Raw genomic sequence first — 18,535 nt, forward strand, 5'->3', positions numbered from 1 at the left:
GCAGTCTGCCCGGCGCCTCTGAGGAATACGGACGAGTACAGGATGTAATACGAGAACGGGCGCAGCTTGTTCAACAGGTCGCGTGGCTGGCCGATGCAATAGTGCGTATTCTCGCTGCTTTGAGCTCAATGACAGAACAGGGGAGTTCACATGATTACCGGCAGTTGCCTGTGTGGTGGTATTCGCTTTGAAGTGGATGGGCCGCTGGAGCCCATTCAGGTGTGTCACTGCGGCCAGTGCCGCAAGGCGCAGGGCACGGCGTTTGCGACCAATATTCCGGCTGCCGAGTCGCGTTTTCGCTTGCTGGCAGGGCAGGCGCTGTTGAGCAGCTTCAGCTCCTCTGCGGGCAAGCAGCGTTGCTTCTGTAGCCGTTGCGGCTCGCCCATCTTCAGCCGTAACGAGCGCATCCCCGGCGTGCTGCGGGTTCGTGCCGGCACGCTGGACGGCGAGCTGGATACCCGGCTGCAGGCGCACTTTTTCACTGCCCACAAGGCAAACTGGTTCGACATCGATGACGGGCTGCCATGCTATGCCGAGTTTGCGCCCAGCGTGGAGTAATGGCTGATGCTCGAACTACTGGAGGTGCTGGCGCGGGCTTTTCTGCTGCTGGGGCGCTTGATCCTGGAGGCAGGCGCTGTGCTCGACATCAGCTTGCGCATTCCCGGCCGCTGCCTGCTGCGTTGCCTGTGGCCGCCGCACTGGTTCCAGCCGCGTAGCTATCCTGGCTGGCTGGAATCCGCTGCGGGCTGTGTGTTCTGGTTGCTGTTGATGCTGGGGCTGTATTATCTGGACCAAAACCTCTCCAACTGGATGTCATCGTAATCGCCATGTACCTGCCAGAGCACTTTGCCGAAACCCGCAGCGCTGAGCTGCACGCCCTGATCACTTCAAATCCGCTGGGTACGCTGGTTACCTCAGGGCCAGATGGGCTGGATGCCAATCACGTGCCCTTTGAGCTGCTGGCAGACCAGGGCGAGCACGGCACCCTGCAGGCGCATCTGGCGCGCGCCAACCCGCTGGTTGAGCAGATTGTTGATGGGATGCCGGTGCTGGTGATTTTTCAGGGCGCGCAGGCCTATGTGTCGCCCAACTGGTACCCAAGCAAGCATGAAACCCACCGGCAGGTGCCAACCTGGAATTATCAGGTAGTGCACGCCCATGGCCGCATTCGATTGCGTGACGATGAGCGCTTTGTGCGCGGCCTGGTTGCGCGTTTGACACGTCAACACGAGACCGCGATCCAGCAGGAGCGCCCCTGGAAGATGACCGACTCCAGCCCGGAGTACATCAGCCAGATGCTGGCAGCGATCGTCGGGATAGAGATCGAGATTGATCGTCTGGTGGGCAAGTTCAAGCTGAGCCAGAACAAGGCGCCAGAGGACATTGCCGGCGCCGCTGCAGGGCTGGGGCGCGGCGGCCACACAGTGCTGGCCGAGCTGATGGGTAAAGCGCGGCCCTGATATCAGACCTGTTTGGCGATGGCGGTCCCTTTTCGCCCGTTATGCGGCAAATCAGCCCTGAACTGGTGCGCAGCGTGCCGGTTTGAGCCGCGCAGGCCGCATGGCTGCGTGGCAAAGTGATGGCACTCTTCTTGCTGAGGCATCTGTCCAATCAGTCAGGTTTTCCTCAGGGTTTGTCATCATGTTGTCCATGCTTCGTAACATCTCCATGCGCGGCAAGTTGTTGCTGCTCATCCTGCCGGCCTTGGCGGGCACGCTGTATTTCTCCGGTTCTACCGTTCTGGATCGCTACACCCATCTGCAAAGTACCGAGTCGGCTCGGGCGTTGTTCGAGCTGGTGTTGACCGCCGATCCAGCGCTGGAGAATTTGCAGAAAGAGCGCGGGCTGACTGCACTGTTTATTGCTACCGGCGGAGCAGACGGGCGCGTGGTTGAGCGCCTGGAAGGGCAGCGCGCCGCCACGGATGCCAGCCTGTCGGCACTACGTGACGGCATGGCCGAGTTGCAAGGCGTCGACCGGGCTGCCGTTGCCGGTGAGCTGGCGCGCATCAACGAGGCACTTGATGCGCTGGCGCCATTGCGCGAGCGGGTGATCCGCGAGGACGTAGACCCGGAGCTGTCCTATCGGACTTACGGCGCAGCGGTGGAGCATTTGCTTGCGTTGATTCCGCAGATTTTGCTGCGCTCCAACGAGCCACGTTTGACCCGCATGATGGGCGCCTTTCTGGCCTTGAGTGAAGCGACCGAATGGGGCGCGCGGGAGATGGCGGCCGGTGCGCAGGTGTTAAGCGATGGCGGGGTGTCGCTGGCGCTGGCCAGAGAAGTCAGTGGCGCCGGGGCGCGCAGTCAGGCCTTGTTGGGCACGGCTGCGGACTTGATCGGCCCCTCCCTGCAAGGGCAGCTGGAGGCTTTGCAGCAACGCCCCGAAAGTCTGGCCTTTGTGGCGTTGCGTGACCGCCTGATCGGCTCTGAATATGGTTTTCTGGGCATGGCCAACATCGAATGGTTTGACAGCTCCAGCCAGGCTGCGGCCGGTGTTTATCAGCTCAAGCAGCAACTGGCCGCTGATATGGAAAAGGGCACCGAGCTTGTGCTTGCCGGAGCCCATGCCGAGTTGCGCCGGGCTGCGATTATTGGCTGCGTGGTGATTGGCGCGGTGCTGCTGCTGGCGCTGCTGATCATCATGGGCGTGTCTGGCCAGGTGAACCAACTGCTGGGTGATTTTCGTCAGATCATGGAACGCAAAGACCTGTCTGTGCGCACGCGGGTGTGCTCCAAAGACGAGATGGGGCTGATTGGCAGCGCACTGAACGGGCTGATCGAAACCTTCTCCGGTGCCCTGAGCCAGATTGACGAAACCAGCGTGCGCCTGGCCTCGGCCTCCGAGCAGACCCGCGCCACCGCCAGCCAGAACTCCGATCAGGTGGGTCAGCAGCAGGCGCTGGTTGATCAGGTAGCGGCAGCAGCTGAAGAAATGTCCAGCACCTCGGAAGAGATTTCGCGCAACACCCAGCAGGTGGCAGAAGCGGCGCAACACGCCTCGGCGCGCAATGAAGCCGGGCGGCAGGTGGTGCAGCAGAGCGTTGCCCGCATTCGCCATCTGGCGGGGTCCATCGAGCAGGTCAACGACCAGATGGAACGCCTGCAAACCAGCAGCGAGTCCATCACGCGGGTAATAGACGTGATTAAGGCGGTGGCCGATCAGACCAACCTGCTGGCGCTCAATGCGGCCATCGAGGCAGCCAGGGCAGGGGAACACGGACGCGGTTTTGCCGTGGTGGCCGATGAGGTGCGCAACCTGGCGCGCCAAACCCACGACTCCACCGTCGAGATTGAAAGCATGATCAGCGGCTTCCGCGATATCACCGACAGCGTGCGCGGCGCCGTGACCGACAGCCACAAGCTGGCCAACCTCAGTGCCGATGAGGCCGAAAAACTCGAAGACACCCTGGCCGCCATCCTGCAGGACGTTGACCGCATCTCCGGCATGGCCTCGCAGATTGCCTCCGCCGCCGAGCAGCAGGTTGCCGTAACGCGGGACATCTCCCGCAGCATGACGTCGGTACGCGAAACCTCCCTGCAAACCCTCAACGGCTCGCGGGAAATTTCTCAGGTAACCGACAGTCAGGCGCAGCTAGCGGGCGAGCTGCAGGCGCTGGCGCAGGGGTTTAGGGTGGCTTGACAGCTGCGCTATGGTGGAAGGAATGACAATTTCTGAGATCCCCCAATGAACAGCAAGGAACTGGAAGCACTCTTTGATCAGCAAGCCGCAGGCTATGACCAGCAGTGGGCGCGGCAGGCGCCCGTCCGCGACTGTCTGCACTTTTTGCTGGAGTCGGTGTTCAGCGAGCTGCCCGAGAACGCGCACCTGCTGTGTGTCGGCGCCGGCACCGGGCAAGAGTTGCTGTATCTGGCCGCGCGCCACCCGCAGTGGCGCTTTACTGCGGTTGAACCCTCAAGCGCCATGATGCAGGAGTGCCGCCGCAACGCTGAGGCCCAGGGCGTTGCCGAGCGTTGTGATTTTCATACCGGCTACCTGGACAGCCTGCCAAGAGAGACCGAGTTTGATGCTGCTACCAGCTTTCTCGTCTCACAGTTCATCCTTGACCCAAGGGCACGTATCGGGTTTTTCAAGGAAATTGCCGCCCGCTTAAAGCCCGCCGGGATTCTTGCCAGCTCTGACCTAACCGCCCGCGCCGATCCGCAACAGCAAGCCCGGCTGATGACGCTCTGGGCGCAGGTCTTGTCCGCTGAACCCGTCACGCCCCAAGTGGTTGCGCGGATGGAGCAGGCCTATCATCGTGACGTTGCCGTGCTACCGGCCGACAACGTTGAGGCGATGATCCGACAGGCCGGTTTTACCGCGCCGATTCCGTTCTTTCAGGCCGGCATGATCCGCGCCTGGAGCGCGCGTCGGGACTAATCGCCCGCGCGCTCTATTCTGACTAGACCTTTCCGACCACCGCACCGCCTCGCCCCGCGGTGTTCAATCTCGTAGCAGGAGAGACGCGATGCATCAGCATGAAAAACTGAACTACGTCGAGCTGGGCGCTAAGGAGTTGCCCGCCACCAAAGCCTTCTTTACCGCTGCCTTTGGCTGGGCTTTTGTCGATTACGGCTCGGACTACACGGCCTTTTCCGATCAGGGGCTGGATGGTGGCTTCTTCAAGGCTGACACCCGCAACCGCACAGACAACGGCGGTGCCCTGCTGGTGTTCTACAGCGCAGATATAGCGGCCACCTTAAAGAAGGTCGAGGCGTGCGGCGGGCAGATTGTGCGGCCGATTTTCGACTTTCCCGGCGGCTGCCGTTTTCACTTCTGCGAGCCAAGCGGTAACGAATTTGCGGTCTGGTCGGAGGCACGCACGCCAGCAAATCGGTAACCTGCCCGCTGCCCTGAACGCAACGGAGAATCCTGATGAAAAACTGGCTGCTGGTGATCGCCATGGCCGTGCTGCTGGCTGGCTGCGCCGAACCGCTACCGGAGAACCGGCTGGACTACGTAGGCCAATGGCGCAGCAAGGAGATGAGCCTGCTGATTCTGGCAGACGGCACCGTCGCCTACGAGCGGCTTAAAAGCGGCGGCACCACCTCCATCAATGGGCCCATGCAGGGCTTTGAGGGCGACGACTTTATTGTCGGTTTGCTGTTTTTGACCACACGCTTTGAGGTCAGCGAACCGCCCCACGAGGTAGAGGGCGACTGGACCATGGTCGTCGACGGTGTGCGCCTCTGGCGTGTGCCCGAGAAAGCCATACAACTCGATAACACCATCTGAGCGCCGCGCAGGAGTCCATCATCCATGAACAAACCAACCTTGGCGCTGCTGGCCGCAGCCCTTTGCACGCCTGTGTGGGCTGCGGTAACCGAGCAGGATGTTGCCGCAGCGCGCGAGCCGGCCCTGGCCGGACAAGCCCCCGCCACCGCCCAGTTGTTCCGCCTGTATGACGGCGCAGATGGCGCCGTAGCCGAGTGGATCAACGAAACGCTGGGCCAGGTAGCGCAAGCCCATCCCAAGCTCTTTCTAACCGAACTGGTGAGCTACAACGGCGGGGCGGCGTGCACCAATATCGCTGCGCTGGGGCCGGACTTTGTTGATGCCTTTGCGCTGCAGGCCGATGAGCTGTCTGCGCGGCGGGCTGCGTTGCAATCGGTGGACGATGCAGCGCTGGAGACCGCTCGCGATCACTGCACCGCCCAGCTGGACCAGGCCATCAGCCGCTCCCGCGCAGCCGCCGCAGCGCTGAGCGCGGCGGAGTAAAAATGCCGGCAGCAAACCGCTTTGTGCTCTCCGGCGGCCCCGGCGGCGGCAAGTCCGCGTTGCTTGCTGCGTTGGCTGAGCGTGGTTATCCCGTGGTGCCCGAGTCGGCCCGCGCCATCATCCCCAGCCGGCTGCAGACCGGGCTTGCTCCACGGCCGGAACCCGCCGCCTTCGCCCAGGCCATATTCCAGCAGGATGCGCAGCACTATCAGCAATCGCAGGCCCTAGGCTCACTACGAAAAGTGCCTGCGCTCGGTGATGCTTCGTTAAAAACGGGCTCGGAATGCTCATTTACAGCTTGTAAACTCCGCGTCCTCCCCCGGTTTTTGCCTTGCCTGACCTTCGCTCGACGACTTTTCGTAGAGAACCTAGACACGCCATGCTTTTTTGATCGCAGCGTAGTAGACGCCCTCTACATGCTGCACGCCGCCGGCGCCATGGACGACGCAGCCGTAGCGCAACAATGCAGCGCCTACCCCTATAACCGCACCGTGTTCTTCCTGCCGCCATGGCTGGCCATCTACCAAACCGACGGCGAGCGAGACCAGACCTTTAGCGAAGCCCAACAGGTGTACGCAAACCTCAAACGCTGGTATCTGCGCTGGGGCTATGACGTGGTAGACGTGCCCTGTTGCAGCGTGCATGAGCCCGTGGCCTTTGTGCTGCATGCGGTAACACAGACGGCAGAGCAGGGCGGGGCAGACTAAAAGCTGCTTTACCACGCACCAGGATAGGGCTTTAATGGCACTAAGCCAGTTAAAGGAGCCAAAGGATGGCACGCAGAAGGACCTCTGCATTTGAAGACCTGATCGTTGTACTGTCACGTCTGCCTTGGTGGGCAAGTTTGGCCATTGGTCTGGTCAGCTGGCTGATATTGCACCCCATCGCCATTGCACCTGTTACCCCGCCTGCCGCCCTCAAGCCGGGCGAAATGGGCGGCATTCTCACCGCGCAGCTCTGGCGCACCTTTGCCTTGTTCGGCCAATACCTCATCCCCATTGCCTGCGGCCTGGGCGCCATTGGCTCGGTTATCGCGCGCTACAAACGCACGCAATTGCTTGGCAGCGTCACCGCTGCCACCCAACCCGGCAAAGCCATCGACGGCCTCAGCTGGCAGCAGTTTGAACACCTCATTGGCGAAGCCTTCCGCCGCAAGGGATACAGCATCACCGAAACCGGCGGCCAGGGCGCCGACGGCGGTGTAGACCTGATCCTGCGTAAGAACAACGAGAAGTATCTGGTGCAATGCAAACACTGGCGCTCGCTCAAGGTGGGCGTACCAGTGGTACGCGAGTTCTTCGGCGCCATGGCCGCCGAGGGCGCCGCGGGTGGTTATGTGGTGACCTCAGGTCAGTTCACCCAAGAGGCCAAAAGCTTCGCCCAGGGCCGCAATATCCAGCTGATCGACGGCGCCGGCCTCAAACGCCTGATGCTCCGCGCCCAACCAAGCGCCCCCACAACCCCGGCCACCAGCACAGCTTCCAGCACGGCCACCGCCACAACCCTCCAGCCCGCAAAAGACCCAACCTGCCCGCTATGCCACAGCAGCATGATCAAACGCATTGCGCGCAAAGGCTCTAACGCCGGCAACAGCTTTTGGGGCTGCAGCACCTATCCAAAATGCAGAGGTATCGTGAATGTGCAGCCGCTTTAAATGCCCACATGGTATGTCGGCTGGCATGCCATACAGGGTTATTGAAAGCACGAAAAGAGGAAGTCGCGTTATTACGTGCGTGGTTCGTGGGATGACGGTAGGTGATTGTTTTTATTGTTAATTTTTTATGCTGATGCGTGGAAGGAGGCGTTGTTATGAAGACGTCACGAGTATGCAATGATGAAGCCTTCGGTCCAATCAGCTGTTAAGGAGATAGATGTGTCCGGCCCCAACCCGGTTGATTTTCTAACCGACCCACTCAGCCAGATCACAAGGCTCGAAAGGCGGAATCTCCTGATAGCAAGCACAACAGGTTTTCTTGTTGCAACGGCAGATTTGGTTCCAACAGAGATCTCTGCGCTCGGGATATCGCTATCAGCGCCAGCGCAGGAAATGTTTGTCGTCTTGGTGTCCCTGACTATTGCGTATTTTTTGTGCGCATTTTTGATCTACGGAACTTCTGACTTTTTCATCTGGCGAAAAAAATACCAAGATTATCTAGAGGCGGTTCAGGAATATATGGAAGGCTGGACCGAAGAAGATCAGCACAACTATGACATGTCTCAAGTACCGAGAGTGTCGTGGCTTTACCAGAAAGCTGGCCTGGTAGCCTATGTTCGAGCATTCTTTGAATACTTGTTACCTGTACTCGTTGGTTTGTTTACAGTCGGACTATTATTGTCACGTGTCTACTGTCCTTAACAAGTCACGGAAGGCGGACGCGTGAGACGCGCCGTTCGCTCAGCGTTAGACGCAACACACACCACAAGGAGTACCAAAATGGAATCTAAACAGTATGAATACGCAGGATTTTGGGCGAGAACCGGCGCCACAATAATCGACACAATATTGCTGCTACTGATCACCACGCCACTTCTTGTTTCAATCTACGGATGGTCTTACTACACCAACGAGAGTTATGGACTAATTGCAGGCCCTGCTGACTTCTTAATTTCCTGGGTAATACCAGCCATCGCGGTAATCGTTTTCTGGATAATTAAGCAAGCTACACCCGGAAAAATGGCTATTTCTTCGAAAATCGTCGACGCCACTACTGGCAACCCTGCAAGCCCAGCACAGTTAATTGGCCGCTATTTTGCTTACTTCATCTCAGCAATTCCGCTTTGCCTTGGAATCATCTGGGTCGCATTCGACAAACGAAAACAAGGGTGGCATGACAAACTAGCCGGCACAGTCGTAATCAAAAAAGTCAGCACCGGCCCTGAGCCAGTAAAATTTGAAAGCGTCTAACAACTGGCTCAAGTCGTTCACTTCGCTCACTTGGACGTCCGCAAGCTACGCTTGCGGCCGCCCCTTAGCCAAACGTTGGGCGTCACTGATACGGATTTACAAGTACGAAACGATGGAGGGGCTTGGTGGACATCATTGATATTGCGAAGAAGAAGATCGCAGCGGAAATTACAGACATCGAAAATCGGACTGACCTGTCCGATGACCAGAAGCGCTCACGGATCATTCACATCTTTTCCGTCACATGCGCAGCGGTTGCGGTCCAACCCATTCCGTTTGCCGATATTTTCGTTCTCACGCCAATCCAGGCGTACATGGGTGTCAGGCTCAGTGCCATCCGCGGCATGCCATTATCAGATGCTGAAGCGACTGATTTATTGAAGGAAATCGCCGGAATCGTTGGGCTGGGTATGGCCGCGCAACAAGTCGCCTTGGGTTTGTACAAGGTTGGCCTGCCGTTCTTCGCTGGATTTACAACGATTCCACTTGTGTACGGACTCACTTATGCAATTGGCCGGATCATGGATTTCTATTTGGAGAAAAAGTCCAAGGGGCAAACTGTCAGTAACGCCGACCTTAAAAGCATGTGGGAAAAATTTCGGGAGGAAGGAAAGAAACAGGCCAAGACTGCGAAGGACGAGGTCATGTCGAAGAAGGACCAGTTTTGATCAAGCACTCCTACATATCTAAGCGCTTCGACGAGGCGGCAATCTTGGCGACGCTGGGAAAACTGGCGTTCACATCAGATCCCGAGTTGCTTGAACAAGACTATGCCGTATTGGCGGCGTTGCGGCGCTCTTCCCCTGAATGGGATTTGTCTGTCCCTGACACCGCAGAACGGTTGGCGTCCTATGGCGACTCTCAGATCGGTGGTCTTGTAAATAACGTCAAAGGAATTCTCCATGAAATGGAGTTTCAGCGGCTCGAGAATGAGGATGGTGATTCAGTAGTTGCGGCGCTGTTTCCCGACACCAATCACAGAACGGTTGACGTTCAGTTGCTTGATGAGAAAACGGGAGACGCATGGGAAGTACAACTTAAAGCCACCGATGACATGAGCGCTATCGGCGCGTGGATCGACTCGAATCCGAATGCGGAAGTCATCGTCACGGAAGAGCTTTCGGAGCGAATGGGGTTGCCATCGTCCGGATTGAGCAACGAAGATTTGACTATGCGCGTCGAGGATTTCGTCGATCGCATGGTCGAAATCGGCGATGATGCAGAAGACACCCTGTGGAACTACTTTCCTCCACTTGTGGCCGCTTCAGCGGGGATCATTGTCTTCGAGCTTTGGAGGCGTTACCGATCGGGTCGAATCACGTTCGAGGAATTCAAAGCCCTATCTTTCAAGACCTTGGGTCTCAAGGCGGCAAAATACGGTGCTACTTTTGCCGCACTAGCAGTGCCTGGACTCAACGTGGTTGTAGGGGCGTATCTGCTAGGGTCGCTGATATTCGCGGTAAATGGGCTGGTGGACCGAAGTCCGTCATTTCGGCCGTTTTCATTCCTGGCTGCAAGGTGAGTGCCGGTGACGCCCAACAAGGCGCTGCAGGTGACGTTTGCCCCGCCGCCGATTTTTGCTGCCACAAAAACCGTCGTCGCCTCAAACGCACCTGAGCTTAGGCGTTAGGCGTAACAGATGGTCGAAACCGACATAATCGTGAGTTTGGATTACCGCATAACCCGCAGCGTCGAGCAGCTCATCCGCTGGGCTGAGAAAGCGTTCAACTTGCCTGCAGAGCCCGGGGAGTCCATCGAAGTGTTCACGTATAGGCTTTACCACCATATCGGTAAAGGGTCGGTCGGTTACACGGTAATCGAACACAACATTGGCGATTGCAGTTCTTCCATAAAATGTATAGATCAAGTATTCACCTGATACCGGCCCCGTTACGGGGCTGCGTTAGTCTGCGTCCCCCGTGGCCAACTCTTTCCCCATGAAAACCACCACCAAGCTCAACATCCTCGCCACCGCCTCCGGCGTGCTCGCATTGCTCGTCGGCATCTCGGCAGTGCTGCTCTGCACCTACGCGTATACCAAGGCGCGTATGCCGCACAACGAGCAGGGGAACTACTTTGACGGGCTGACGGTTCACCACGCGGGTAGTGAGTATGTGTATGGGGTGGTGGGGCTGTCGTTTGGGGTGTTCGCGCTTGTTGCAGGTATCGGTGCGTTTCGGCTGTTCAAGCGTGCTGCTGCGGCCCGACGAGGCCGCAATGCTGAGGCTGATGGTTCTCAGGGGTGACCTAACGCGGGCCGGTTCGCTTGCCCCGGCGTATTCATCATTCGCCGTGGTCGGTATCTGGCAGTCTCTGAGCGTTACAGCCCCAGGTACTGGGCGATCAAAAAGGCGTCGCCTTGCCCTTCATGTTTGCCAAAGTAGCTGACCGGCTCGCGTTCGCCGTCTTCGATGGAGCCTACTTCGCAGTCGATGTCGTATTGCTGGGCGAGGCCATTGAACAGGTTGACGGCGGGGGCCAGGTGGGTGTGCTTTTTCACCGGTTGGCTGATGCCCAGCTGCCAGTCTTCGCAGTCATCGCTGGTGCAATCGTTAATCAGCTCGGCGCGGTTGGCTTCGTTGGCCTCAACGTAGGTCTGTAGCGCGGCTTGCAGAGCTGGCAGGTTCTGTTTGAGCTGTTTTTCCTGCTTTTCATCCAGCCGGTCGCAGGCGATGAAAATGTATATAAGCATGGGGGCTACCTGATGGAATTAAGCGGCCACTTTACCACAGCGGCTGCCGTGCTTAATGCGCCAAGCCCGGGTGGTGCTCTGGCATTGGGCAGGTATACTGCCTCACGCCTCAGCGGGCACAGGTCAGTTTAGCCGTCGCCTGTTACGCGCTCGCTTGGCGAGGACAACCCATCTGGCAGCAGGAGGCGTTATGCCCACACCCTATAACATGGCCTTTGCTTGCTTGGGTTGTCGCAAATCCTTCAAGCGCGAGTTCGATCTGGCGGACGGTTGCCCTGGTCAGCTTGTGTGCCCCGAGTGCGGTGGGCCGGCCTACAATTTTGGCCGCCACTTCAAGGCGCCGAGAAAGAATGACCTAAAGCAGTGGGAGAAGGTGGCCTACCTCTTTGAGCACGGCTTTCGGTTTCAGAAGATACGCCCAACACGCGATTCGCTGGAGTCGGTGCCGTACCCGGACACGCTGGCCGCAGCAAAGGAATTTGTAGAAACCTACAAGGCCTATGCGCTCAAGCCGATCAGTGACGAGTGAGGCGCAGGCAGGCTCGACCACCTGTCGCCAGCGTTGCTCGCCTGGAGGCCAGCCGTTGACCGCTGCTGGCGGCGCCGGGCATGGTGATGCAAAACCAGACCCAGACGCCCCATGACCCTGCGCCCGCTACACCTGCTATTGCTACAGCCGCTACTGCGGCTGTTTATGCTTGTGGCGCTGTACAGCCTTGGCCATCTGGTCGCCGATGGGGCCGGCAGGGCGTTTAGAGGTGGCTACAGTTGGGGGCTGACGCTGTGGCTGTGGAGCGCCGGGTTGGTGGTGCTGTCTGTGCTTGAGGGGCTGGTGGTGTTGGCGTCGCCCAGGTTTGCGGTGCGCGCGGCCGTGCTGGTGACCGTTGTCTTTGTGGGCGCGACGGCACTGGCGATTGGTTATACCGGGGCCTGGGCGCATCCCTATCGGTTGGCCTACTACCAGCTGTGTGTACTCGTCGCTGTCTGGTTGCCGCTGGTGTTGCTCCGCTGGTGCGCCGCCGCCAAAGCTGGCACTGGGCAAGGTTACTGACCCGTGGAGGAAACCATGCGTTTGCTGATTGCCTTTGTTGTCTGCTTTCTCGCGCTGCCTGTGCAGGCCTGCAGGGGGCATCTCCTTGAAGACACGCTGTTTTTTGACGGCCTGCCTGGCCCGCAGCTTGAGGCAGATGTGATTGCGCGTGTTGTGCTGTCTGATGTGGAACGCGGGCGGGCTAGGGCGGAGGTTGTCGAGGTAGTCACCACCTCTGGCGTTGAGGTGCATGAGGGGCAGCAATTTTTGCTGGAGTACGTATTCAGCAGCTGCGGCCCTAACCACCGCGACGGTGATCAAGGCATGATCATCGCCAAGCAGCCTGAGGGCGATGAGCGCGTGCTGCTGCCGTATCTGCGCCGCTTCAGCGATGGCCGTATTACGCCGCCTGCAACGCTTGAATGACATGGGCTGCCGGGCCAGTAAAGAGATAAGGGAGTGTCTGTGGATCACGAGGATATAGCGCCGGGGCAGGTGCTGAAAACGTTCGACCGGGATGAGTCCAAGGCCATCGAGCGTGCGTGGCGGGAGGTGTTCTGCCGCAATGGTCTCGGCCTGAATACCAAAGCCTACAAGTGGCATATCTTCAGCGGTGGCGGCTATCCGGCCTTGGAGGGGCGGGCGGCGCTGCAGGCTTACGCCTCGCACGTGGCGGCGGGCTATGGCCGTTGTTGAGGCGCTACTGGGCTTTCTCGCGAGTCAGGCCGGGGCGTTTGGAGAGAAAGCGTAGCTGGCGCCACCGTTGCGCTTGGCTGCGTACATCGCATTGTCGGCGTGCTGCATCAGCAGGCGTTCGTTCTGGCCGTGCTCAGGGTAGACCGCGATGCCGACGCTGGGTGTGCAGGTCAGGGTGTGTCCCTCGACCAGAAAGGGCGCCGCCAGCGTGCTGAGGATCTTTTCCGCTACGCTTGCGGCGTCCTGCCGTTGCCCAACGCTGTCGAGCAAGACCGCAAACTCATCGCCACCCAGACGGCCACAGCTGTCGGACTCGCGTACGCTCTGGCGTAATCTGACGGCGACTTGTTGCAGCAGCTGATCGCCAACGCCATGGCCGTAGGTGTCGTTTATCTGCTTGAAGCTGTCCAGGTCCAGATACAGCACGGCCAGTTGTCCGCCAGTGCGCTGGGCGCGGAGCAGGGCACCCTGCAAGCGGTCCATCAGTAGTGCGCGGTTGGGTAACTGCGTCAGTTGGTCGTGCTGGGCGAGGAAGGAAAGTTTGTCGTGGGCGCGGTGCCGGCTGATGGCGGTGGCCAGTTGACTGGCGACAAAGTGAAGAAACTCGGTGTCCCGTGCATTGAAGGCCGGACTGCCCCGCCGGCTTTGTACGACGAGTGCGCCAATGGGGGCGCCGTCGTGCAGTAGCGGTATGCAGAACTGATTAGATTGCCCGCTGTGTTCTGTCTTGGGCGTGTGGGGATATGGGCGAATCGTTTGTGCCAGCAATGGGTTGGCGGCAATTTGAGCAGGCGCTGTCAGACTATCACCCGCCTGGTATGGAAAACTCAGCTGATCCCGTTCGGCATCATGGAGTGCAACGGAGAAGGCCTCGATGGGCAGATTCTGATCTATCAGAGTGTGCATCTGCTGATAAAGCGCGGGTAGGGTTTCTGCCGAGTGCGCCGCTGCCGATACCGCGTATACCGCAGCCTGTCTGGCCTCGGCTTGTTTTCGCGCGGTGATGTCACGGGCGACGCCAACGCGCACCTGTTCGGCTGCGAACCATTGGGTCGACCACATGATGTGGACGATGTGGCCCTGTTTGTGGATGTAGCGGTTTTCGTGATCGCTTGAGGGCTGGCCGGCGGTGATGCGCTCGACGATCTGTCGGGTGGCCTCTTGATCATCCGGGTGGATCAGTTCAAAGGCCGTGCGGCCAATCAGTTCTTGCGGCGTATAGCCAAACACCCGTTCGCTGGCCGCGCTAACGGATAAAAAGCGTCCTTCCTTGTTTACGACGCAGACGACATCCAGCAGCAAATCCAATAGCTTGTCGTGGGAAATCACAGGCGCTGGGTTCATGTCGCTCAATATAGTGGCAGAGTGCTTTGGTCTGCTACCGCGTGCCGATATTTTTTTGTGCCTTGCTCGGGGTTCCCCAGCGGGGTACTGCCATCAGCGCTGTGCTGCCGGGGGCGCTCAGGCGTCGCGCAGCAAGTCCTGACTGTTCAGCAGCGCGAAGGTTATTTCCGGGTGCTCTTTCAGGCTGCGGCGGATGGCGGCGGGGATGGACTTGCGGGTCTTGCGGCAGAGGCCTGGCTGGGGCAGCAATCGAATTCCGATACCGCGCACGCTGCGCACCTCGCCAAAGCCGGTGTCGATGGCCAGGCGGATGCCCAGCTGCTCGTACATGCGCAGCTGCATACGCTCCAGCTCTTCCAGTGTGCTGATGGCTTCGAGGCGAGCCAGCAGGCGCTTTTCCTCATGCAGGGTCAGCAGCAGGATGCGCGGGTCGGCATTGGCCTGCTCGGCCAGGGTATCGCGGTCGCAATCACAGGTGCCGGGCGGGCAGGGTTGGCGTGTGGCAGGCGTCGTGGTCATGGCGTATCTGCACGTGGGAGCGTTGGGCTATCGTGCTGGGTTTGCGCGTCCAGTGCAATGGGGCTTGGGCGTCTTGCGCATTGCTGTTGATAGCACTTGTTAAATACAGTCAATCTCATTTGCCAATCCCGCAACCCCTATAGTCCATGACCAACGCCGCGCCAGCCTGACAGCAATGCCTGCACAGCCTCTACCGCGACCATCACAGCTGGTTGCAGAACTGGGTGCGTCGCCAGCTCGGCAATACCTGGGATGTGGCCGACCTGAGTCAGGATACCTTCATCAAGGTGTTGGCCAGCTCCCAGAGCGTGGCGGATATTCGCGAGCCGCGTGCTTACCTGCTGTCGGTTGGCAAGCGCCTGCTCAACACCTTTTATGCCCGTCGCAGCCTGGAACAGGCCTATCTGGAGACATTGCAGCAACTGCCGCAGGCGCTGGCACCGTCGCCAGAGCAGCGATGGGTATTGCTGGAAACCCTGCAGGCGCTGGATGAGTTGCTGGACGGGTTGCCGCTGGCGGTGCGGCGGGCCTTTCTCTGGAGTCAGCTGGAAGGGCTTGGTTATCGCGACATTGCCACGCGGCTGCAGGTATCCGAGCGCACGGTAAAACGCGACATGGCCCAGGCCTACGAGCACTGCCTGTTGCTGGAGCTGGCATGAGCGGTGTGACCCAGGCCGAGCGCCGCGACATTACCTGCGCGGCGGCGCGCTGGCTGGCGGCTTGTCGCGCGGGTGCAGGCGCAACATGACATTCAGTGCAAAAGCCGGATAATGGCGGGTTTACCAACCCGCTCTTACGTCTGGTGCCCCATGGAAATCAAGGTCAACTTTCTCGACAACCTCCGACTTGAAGCCAAGTTTGATGACTTCACGGTGGTGGCTGACCAGCCCATTCGGTACAAGGGCGATGGCTCTGCACCGGGCCCGTTTGACTACTTTTTGGCGTCGTCTGCGCTGTGCGCGGCGTACTTCGTCAAGCTGTACTGCAACACCCGCAACATTCCAACCGACAACATTCGCCTTTCGCAAAACAACATCGTCGACCCGGAGGATCGCTACAAGCAGATCTTCAAAATTCAGGTCGAGTTGCCCGCCGATATTTCCGAAAAGGATCGCCTCGGCATTCTGCGTTCAATCGAGCGCTGCACGGTCAAGAAGGTAGTACAGACCGGGCCGGATTTTGTCATCGAAGAGGTCGAGAATCTGGATGCCGATGCCCAGTCTCTGCTGATGCCGGTGCAGACCGAGGGTGAGGGCACGCGCATTCTCGGCAAGGACCTGCCGCTGGAGCAGACCATCGCCAACATGTCGGGGCTGCTTGCGGGTCTGGGCATGAAGATCGAGATCGCCTCCTGGCGCAACATCGTGCCCAACGTCTGGTCGCTGCATATCCGTGACGCCCAGTCGCCGCTGTGCTTTACCAACGGCAAGGGCGCCACCAAGGAGGCGGCGCTGGCCTCGGCACTCGGTGAGTTTATCGAGCGGCTGAACTGCAACTTCTTCTACAACGATCAGTTCTGGGGCGAGGACATCGCCAACGCGGACTTTGTCCATTACCCCAACGAGCGCTGGTTCAAGATCGGGCGCAATGATGATCTGCCTGTTGGGCTGCTCGACAGCTACTGCCTGGATATCTACAACCCGGAAGGGGAGCTGCGTGGCTCGAACCTGATCGACACCAACTCCGGCAATGCCGAGCGCGGCATCTGTGCGCTGCCCTATGTGCGCCAGTCCGACGGCAAGGAGGTGTTCTTCCCCTCCAACCTGATCGAAAACCTGTTCCTCAGTAACGGCATGAGTGCGGGCAACACCTTGGCCGAAGCGCAGGTGCAGTGCCTGTCCGAGATTTTTGAGCGGGCGGTCAAACGCGAGATTCTGGAAGGTGAGCTGGCGCTGCCGGATGTGCCGGACGCGGTGCTGGCCCAGTATCCGGGCATTGTTGCCGGCATCAAGGGATTGGAAGAGCAGGGCTTCCCGGTGCTGGTGAAGGATGCCTCGCTCGGCGGCCGCTTTCCGGTCATGTGCGTGACCCTGATGAACCCGCGCTCCGGCGGTGTATTTGCTTCCTTTGGCGCGCACCCGAGCCTCGAAGTGGCGCTGGAACGCAGCCTGACCGAGCTACTGCAAGGCCGCAGCTTTGAAGGGTTGAACGACCTGCCGCAGCCGACCTTTGAAAGCCAGGCGGTGACCGAGCCGAACAACTTTGTCGAACACTTTATCGACTCCAGCGGTGTGGTGTCCTGGCGCTTCTTCAGCGCCAAAGCCGACTACGACTTTGTCGAGTGGGACTTCTCCGGCCAAGGGGCAGATTCCAACCAGCAGGAAGCCGATATCCTGTTCGGCATTCTCAAAGACCTGGGCAAAGAAGCCTACATGGCGACCTACACCGACCTGGGCGCCAACGCCTGTCGCATTCTGGTGCCGGGTTATTCCGAGGTGTACCCGGTTGAAGATTTGATCTGGGATAACACCAACAAGGCGCTGGATTTCCGTGCCGATATTCTCAACCTGCACAGCCTGACTGATGAGCAGCTTCAGGCGCTGGTTGAGCGGCTGGAAGAAAGCGAGCTGGACGATTACACCGACATCAAGACGCTGATCGGCATCGAGTTTGACGACAACACCACCTGGGGTCAGCTGACCATTCTTGAACTCAAGTTGCTGATCTATCTGGCGCTGGAGCAGCTTGAAGAGGCCAAGGAGCTGGTTGAGGCTTTCTTGCAGTTCAACGACAACACCGTGGAGCGCGGCCTGTTTTATCAGGCGCTGAACGTGGTGCTGGAAGTGCTGCTGGATGACGAACTGGAACTGGCCGACTTTGAACCCAACTTCCGCCGCATGTTTGGCAACGAGCGGATGGACGCCGTTGTTGGTTCGGTGAAGGGCGACGTGCGCTTTTATGGCCTCACGCCAACCAATATGCAGCTGGCCGGGCTGGACCGCCACCTGCGCCTGATCGACAGCTATAAGAAGCTCCACGCCGCCCGCGCCAAGGCGGCCGCCAGCGTTGCTCGTAACAACGAGGCCACAGCCAAACCCCTCCTGCAACCCTCCCGGCCACGATCCGCCTGGCGCAAAAAACCGTAGGGCGGAGAACGCTGCGCCGCGAACGATATCGGGCCCCCTTCGGTGGCCAACGCTACGCGCTGACCACCCTACGCGTAGTAGGGCGGACTAAGCCGTAGGCGTGTCCGCGCACCAAGGCGCCACGCCACCGCGCTGCGGCCAACGCGGTGCTGCGAGCGATATCGGGGCCACTCGGTGGTCAACGCTGCGCGCTGACCACCCTTGTATCTCGACTACTGCCTCTCCAAGGAGGCATAGTTCCCGACTGATCCTCGGGGGAGGCTGGTAAGCCGTGTCCACCCTTAAGCCGCTGAGCTTGCAGCGTAGATTGGGCTGCCACCTCCATTTCATCCCTTAAGTCCGAACGGTATCTAGAGCCGCAAGAGCTCGCATTGCACAAGGTTGGACGGGATGACGTGATCATCAAAACGACTGCATGGAGGACATCTCATGACACTGGTAGTGGGCATCGATATCGCCAAGCGCACTTTTGATCTGGCCACACTGCAGCCCAACGGCAAGCACCGAACCAAGAGCAAATTAAGCAACGATCAGGCAGGCTT

24 protein-coding genes are annotated in these 18,535 nt (G+C 59.3%); 21 read left to right on the top strand and 3 right to left on the bottom strand.

Annotation, left to right across the window (positions count from 1 at the left end; translation table 11 throughout):
• The first annotated feature begins 150 nt into the window (after positions 1-150).
• From BM116_RS15465 to BM116_RS15540, 15 genes are all read left to right on the top strand, one after another.
• Positions 151-558: a GFA family protein gene (locus tag BM116_RS15465; protein WP_083727127.1), complete on the top strand. Its 408-nt coding sequence runs from the start codon at positions 151-153 to the stop codon at positions 556-558.
• Between the two features lie 6 nt (positions 559-564).
• Positions 565-822 carry a hypothetical protein gene (locus BM116_RS15470; protein ID WP_083727125.1) on the top strand — a complete coding sequence of 86 codons (258 nt, stop codon included), beginning with the start codon at positions 565-567 and terminating at the stop codon, positions 820-822.
• A 5-nt stretch (positions 823-827) separates the two neighbouring features.
• Entirely contained in the window at positions 828-1,460 is a 633-nt protein-coding gene (locus BM116_RS15475; protein ID WP_083727123.1) for an FMN-binding negative transcriptional regulator, read from the top strand.
• Positions 1,461-1,641: 181 nt separating this feature from the next.
• A complete protein-coding gene (locus BM116_RS15480) occupies positions 1,642-3,642 on the top strand; it encodes a methyl-accepting chemotaxis protein (RefSeq protein WP_169847271.1) in 2,001 nt (666 codons plus the stop codon).
• Positions 3,643-3,687: 45 nt separating this feature from the next.
• Positions 3,688-4,383, top strand: a complete 696-nt coding sequence (locus tag BM116_RS15485) for a class I SAM-dependent methyltransferase (protein ID WP_083727119.1) — start codon at positions 3,688-3,690, stop codon at positions 4,381-4,383.
• 88 nt (positions 4,384-4,471) lie between these two features.
• Complete coding sequence (locus tag BM116_RS15490; protein ID WP_083727117.1) at positions 4,472-4,843, top strand: VOC family protein; 372 nt, start codon at positions 4,472-4,474, stop codon at positions 4,841-4,843.
• Between the two features lie 35 nt (positions 4,844-4,878).
• Positions 4,879-5,238, top strand: coding sequence for a hypothetical protein (locus BM116_RS15495; RefSeq protein WP_083727115.1), 360 nt, complete (start codon positions 4,879-4,881; stop codon positions 5,236-5,238).
• A 24-nt stretch (positions 5,239-5,262) separates the two neighbouring features.
• Positions 5,263-5,721, top strand: coding sequence for a hypothetical protein (locus tag BM116_RS15500; protein ID WP_083727113.1), 459 nt, complete (start codon positions 5,263-5,265; stop codon positions 5,719-5,721).
• Between the two features lie 2 nt (positions 5,722-5,723).
• On the top strand, positions 5,724-6,428 hold the full coding sequence (locus BM116_RS19270; protein WP_083727111.1) for an AAA family ATPase: 705 nt from the start codon (positions 5,724-5,726) through the stop codon (positions 6,426-6,428).
• A 65-nt stretch (positions 6,429-6,493) separates the two neighbouring features.
• Positions 6,494-7,375 carry a restriction endonuclease gene (locus tag BM116_RS15510; RefSeq protein WP_083727109.1) on the top strand — a complete coding sequence of 294 codons (882 nt, stop codon included), beginning with the start codon at positions 6,494-6,496 and terminating at the stop codon, positions 7,373-7,375.
• 219 nt (positions 7,376-7,594) lie between these two features.
• Positions 7,595-8,077 carry a hypothetical protein gene (locus BM116_RS15515; RefSeq protein WP_139056970.1) on the top strand — a complete coding sequence of 161 codons (483 nt, stop codon included), beginning with the start codon at positions 7,595-7,597 and terminating at the stop codon, positions 8,075-8,077.
• A 78-nt stretch (positions 8,078-8,155) separates the two neighbouring features.
• Positions 8,156-8,626, top strand: coding sequence for an RDD family protein (locus BM116_RS15520; protein WP_083727105.1), 471 nt, complete (start codon positions 8,156-8,158; stop codon positions 8,624-8,626).
• Positions 8,627-8,751: 125 nt separating this feature from the next.
• Positions 8,752-9,294: a YcjF family protein gene (locus tag BM116_RS15525; protein WP_083727103.1), complete on the top strand. Its 543-nt coding sequence runs from the start codon at positions 8,752-8,754 to the stop codon at positions 9,292-9,294.
• A complete protein-coding gene (locus BM116_RS15530) occupies positions 9,291-10,148 on the top strand; it encodes a hypothetical protein (protein ID WP_083727101.1) in 858 nt (285 codons plus the stop codon). The genes BM116_RS15525 and BM116_RS15530 overlap by 4 nt, the downstream gene beginning before the upstream one ends.
• 415 nt (positions 10,149-10,563) lie before the next feature.
• Positions 10,564-10,872 carry a hypothetical protein gene (locus BM116_RS15540; protein ID WP_083727097.1) on the top strand — a complete coding sequence of 103 codons (309 nt, stop codon included), beginning with the start codon at positions 10,564-10,566 and terminating at the stop codon, positions 10,870-10,872.
• 74 nt (positions 10,873-10,946) lie between these two features.
• Here the strand turns inward: BM116_RS15540 and BM116_RS15545 are convergent, their stop codons facing one another.
• A complete protein-coding gene (locus BM116_RS15545; protein WP_083727095.1) occupies positions 10,947-11,318 on the bottom strand; it encodes a hypothetical protein in 372 nt (123 codons plus the stop codon).
• A 190-nt stretch (positions 11,319-11,508) separates the two neighbouring features.
• Between BM116_RS15545 and BM116_RS15550 the strand changes: the two genes are divergently transcribed.
• From BM116_RS15550 to BM116_RS15565, 4 genes are all read left to right on the top strand, one after another.
• Entirely contained in the window at positions 11,509-11,847 is a 339-nt protein-coding gene (locus BM116_RS15550; RefSeq protein ID WP_083727093.1) for a hypothetical protein, read from the top strand.
• 111 nt (positions 11,848-11,958) lie between these two features.
• On the top strand, positions 11,959-12,369 hold the full coding sequence (locus BM116_RS15555) for a hypothetical protein (RefSeq protein WP_083727091.1): 411 nt from the start codon (positions 11,959-11,961) through the stop codon (positions 12,367-12,369).
• A gap of 15 nt (positions 12,370-12,384) precedes the next feature.
• A complete protein-coding gene (locus BM116_RS15560) occupies positions 12,385-12,774 on the top strand; it encodes a hypothetical protein (protein WP_083727089.1) in 390 nt (129 codons plus the stop codon).
• 39 nt (positions 12,775-12,813) lie between these two features.
• Positions 12,814-13,044 (top strand): hypothetical protein, encoded by a 231-nt coding sequence (locus BM116_RS15565; protein WP_083727087.1) that lies wholly within the window; start codon positions 12,814-12,816, stop codon positions 13,042-13,044.
• 24 nt (positions 13,045-13,068) lie between these two features.
• On the opposite strand, the gene BM116_RS15570 is transcribed toward BM116_RS15565, so the two are convergent.
• Both BM116_RS15570 and BM116_RS15575 read right to left on the bottom strand, forming a co-directional pair.
• The gene (locus BM116_RS15570) at positions 13,069-14,388 is read right to left on the bottom strand and encodes a diguanylate cyclase domain-containing protein (protein WP_083727085.1); all 1,320 of its coding nucleotides are present in this window, start codon (positions 14,386-14,388) and stop codon (positions 13,069-13,071) included.
• A 117-nt stretch (positions 14,389-14,505) separates the two neighbouring features.
• Entirely contained in the window at positions 14,506-14,907 is a 402-nt protein-coding gene (locus BM116_RS15575; protein ID WP_083727083.1) for a hypothetical protein, read from the bottom strand.
• 179 nt (positions 14,908-15,086) lie between these two features.
• Here BM116_RS15575 and BM116_RS15580 point away from each other — a divergent pair, with 179 nt between their 5' ends.
• Both BM116_RS15580 and BM116_RS15585 read left to right on the top strand, forming a co-directional pair.
• Positions 15,087-15,566 (top strand): sigma-70 family RNA polymerase sigma factor, encoded by a 480-nt coding sequence (locus tag BM116_RS15580; RefSeq protein WP_090475249.1) that lies wholly within the window; start codon positions 15,087-15,089, stop codon positions 15,564-15,566.
• Between the two features lie 150 nt (positions 15,567-15,716).
• Positions 15,717-17,993 (top strand): OsmC domain/YcaO domain-containing protein, encoded by a 2,277-nt coding sequence (locus BM116_RS15585; protein ID WP_083729473.1) that lies wholly within the window; start codon positions 15,717-15,719, stop codon positions 17,991-17,993.
• Positions 17,994-18,535: the final 542 nt, after the last annotated feature.

The organism is Halopseudomonas pachastrellae (genome assembly GCF_900114765.1).
GTDB classification, from domain to species: domain Bacteria; phylum Pseudomonadota; class Gammaproteobacteria; order Pseudomonadales; family Pseudomonadaceae; genus Halopseudomonas; species Halopseudomonas pachastrellae.

Bases quoted from the DNA above. Each gene is read 5' to 3' on its own strand.
- BM116_RS15480 (WP_169847271.1), top strand. From the start codon at position 1,642: ATGTTGTCCATGCTTCGTAACATCTCCATGCGCGGCAAGTTGTTGCTG.
- BM116_RS15575 (WP_083727083.1), bottom strand. From the start codon at position 14,907: ATGACCACGACGCCTGCCACACGCCAACCCTGCCCGCCCGGCACCTGT.
- BM116_RS15540 (WP_083727097.1), top strand. From the start codon at position 10,564: ATGAAAACCACCACCAAGCTCAACATCCTCGCCACCGCCTCCGGCGTG.
- BM116_RS15585 (WP_083729473.1), top strand. From the start codon at position 15,717: ATGGAAATCAAGGTCAACTTTCTCGACAACCTCCGACTTGAAGCCAAG.
- BM116_RS15560 (WP_083727089.1), top strand. From the start codon at position 12,385: ATGCGTTTGCTGATTGCCTTTGTTGTCTGCTTTCTCGCGCTGCCTGTG.
- BM116_RS15555 (WP_083727091.1), top strand. From the start codon at position 11,959: ATGACCCTGCGCCCGCTACACCTGCTATTGCTACAGCCGCTACTGCGG.
- BM116_RS15465 (WP_083727127.1), top strand. From the start codon at position 151: ATGATTACCGGCAGTTGCCTGTGTGGTGGTATTCGCTTTGAAGTGGAT.
- BM116_RS15510 (WP_083727109.1), top strand. From the start codon at position 6,494: ATGGCACGCAGAAGGACCTCTGCATTTGAAGACCTGATCGTTGTACTG.
- BM116_RS15475 (WP_083727123.1), top strand. From the start codon at position 828: ATGTACCTGCCAGAGCACTTTGCCGAAACCCGCAGCGCTGAGCTGCAC.
- BM116_RS15545 (WP_083727095.1), bottom strand. From the start codon at position 11,318: ATGCTTATATACATTTTCATCGCCTGCGACCGGCTGGATGAAAAGCAG.
- BM116_RS15490 (WP_083727117.1), top strand. From the start codon at position 4,472: ATGCATCAGCATGAAAAACTGAACTACGTCGAGCTGGGCGCTAAGGAG.
- BM116_RS15520 (WP_083727105.1), top strand. From the start codon at position 8,156: ATGGAATCTAAACAGTATGAATACGCAGGATTTTGGGCGAGAACCGGC.
- BM116_RS15485 (WP_083727119.1), top strand. From the start codon at position 3,688: ATGAACAGCAAGGAACTGGAAGCACTCTTTGATCAGCAAGCCGCAGGC.
- BM116_RS15550 (WP_083727093.1), top strand. From the start codon at position 11,509: ATGCCCACACCCTATAACATGGCCTTTGCTTGCTTGGGTTGTCGCAAA.
- BM116_RS19270 (WP_083727111.1), top strand. From the start codon at position 5,724: ATGCCGGCAGCAAACCGCTTTGTGCTCTCCGGCGGCCCCGGCGGCGGC.
- BM116_RS15470 (WP_083727125.1), top strand. From the start codon at position 565: ATGCTCGAACTACTGGAGGTGCTGGCGCGGGCTTTTCTGCTGCTGGGG.
- BM116_RS15500 (WP_083727113.1), top strand. From the start codon at position 5,263: ATGAACAAACCAACCTTGGCGCTGCTGGCCGCAGCCCTTTGCACGCCT.
- BM116_RS15495 (WP_083727115.1), top strand. From the start codon at position 4,879: ATGAAAAACTGGCTGCTGGTGATCGCCATGGCCGTGCTGCTGGCTGGC.
- BM116_RS15570 (WP_083727085.1), bottom strand. From the start codon at position 14,388: ATGAACCCAGCGCCTGTGATTTCCCACGACAAGCTATTGGATTTGCTG.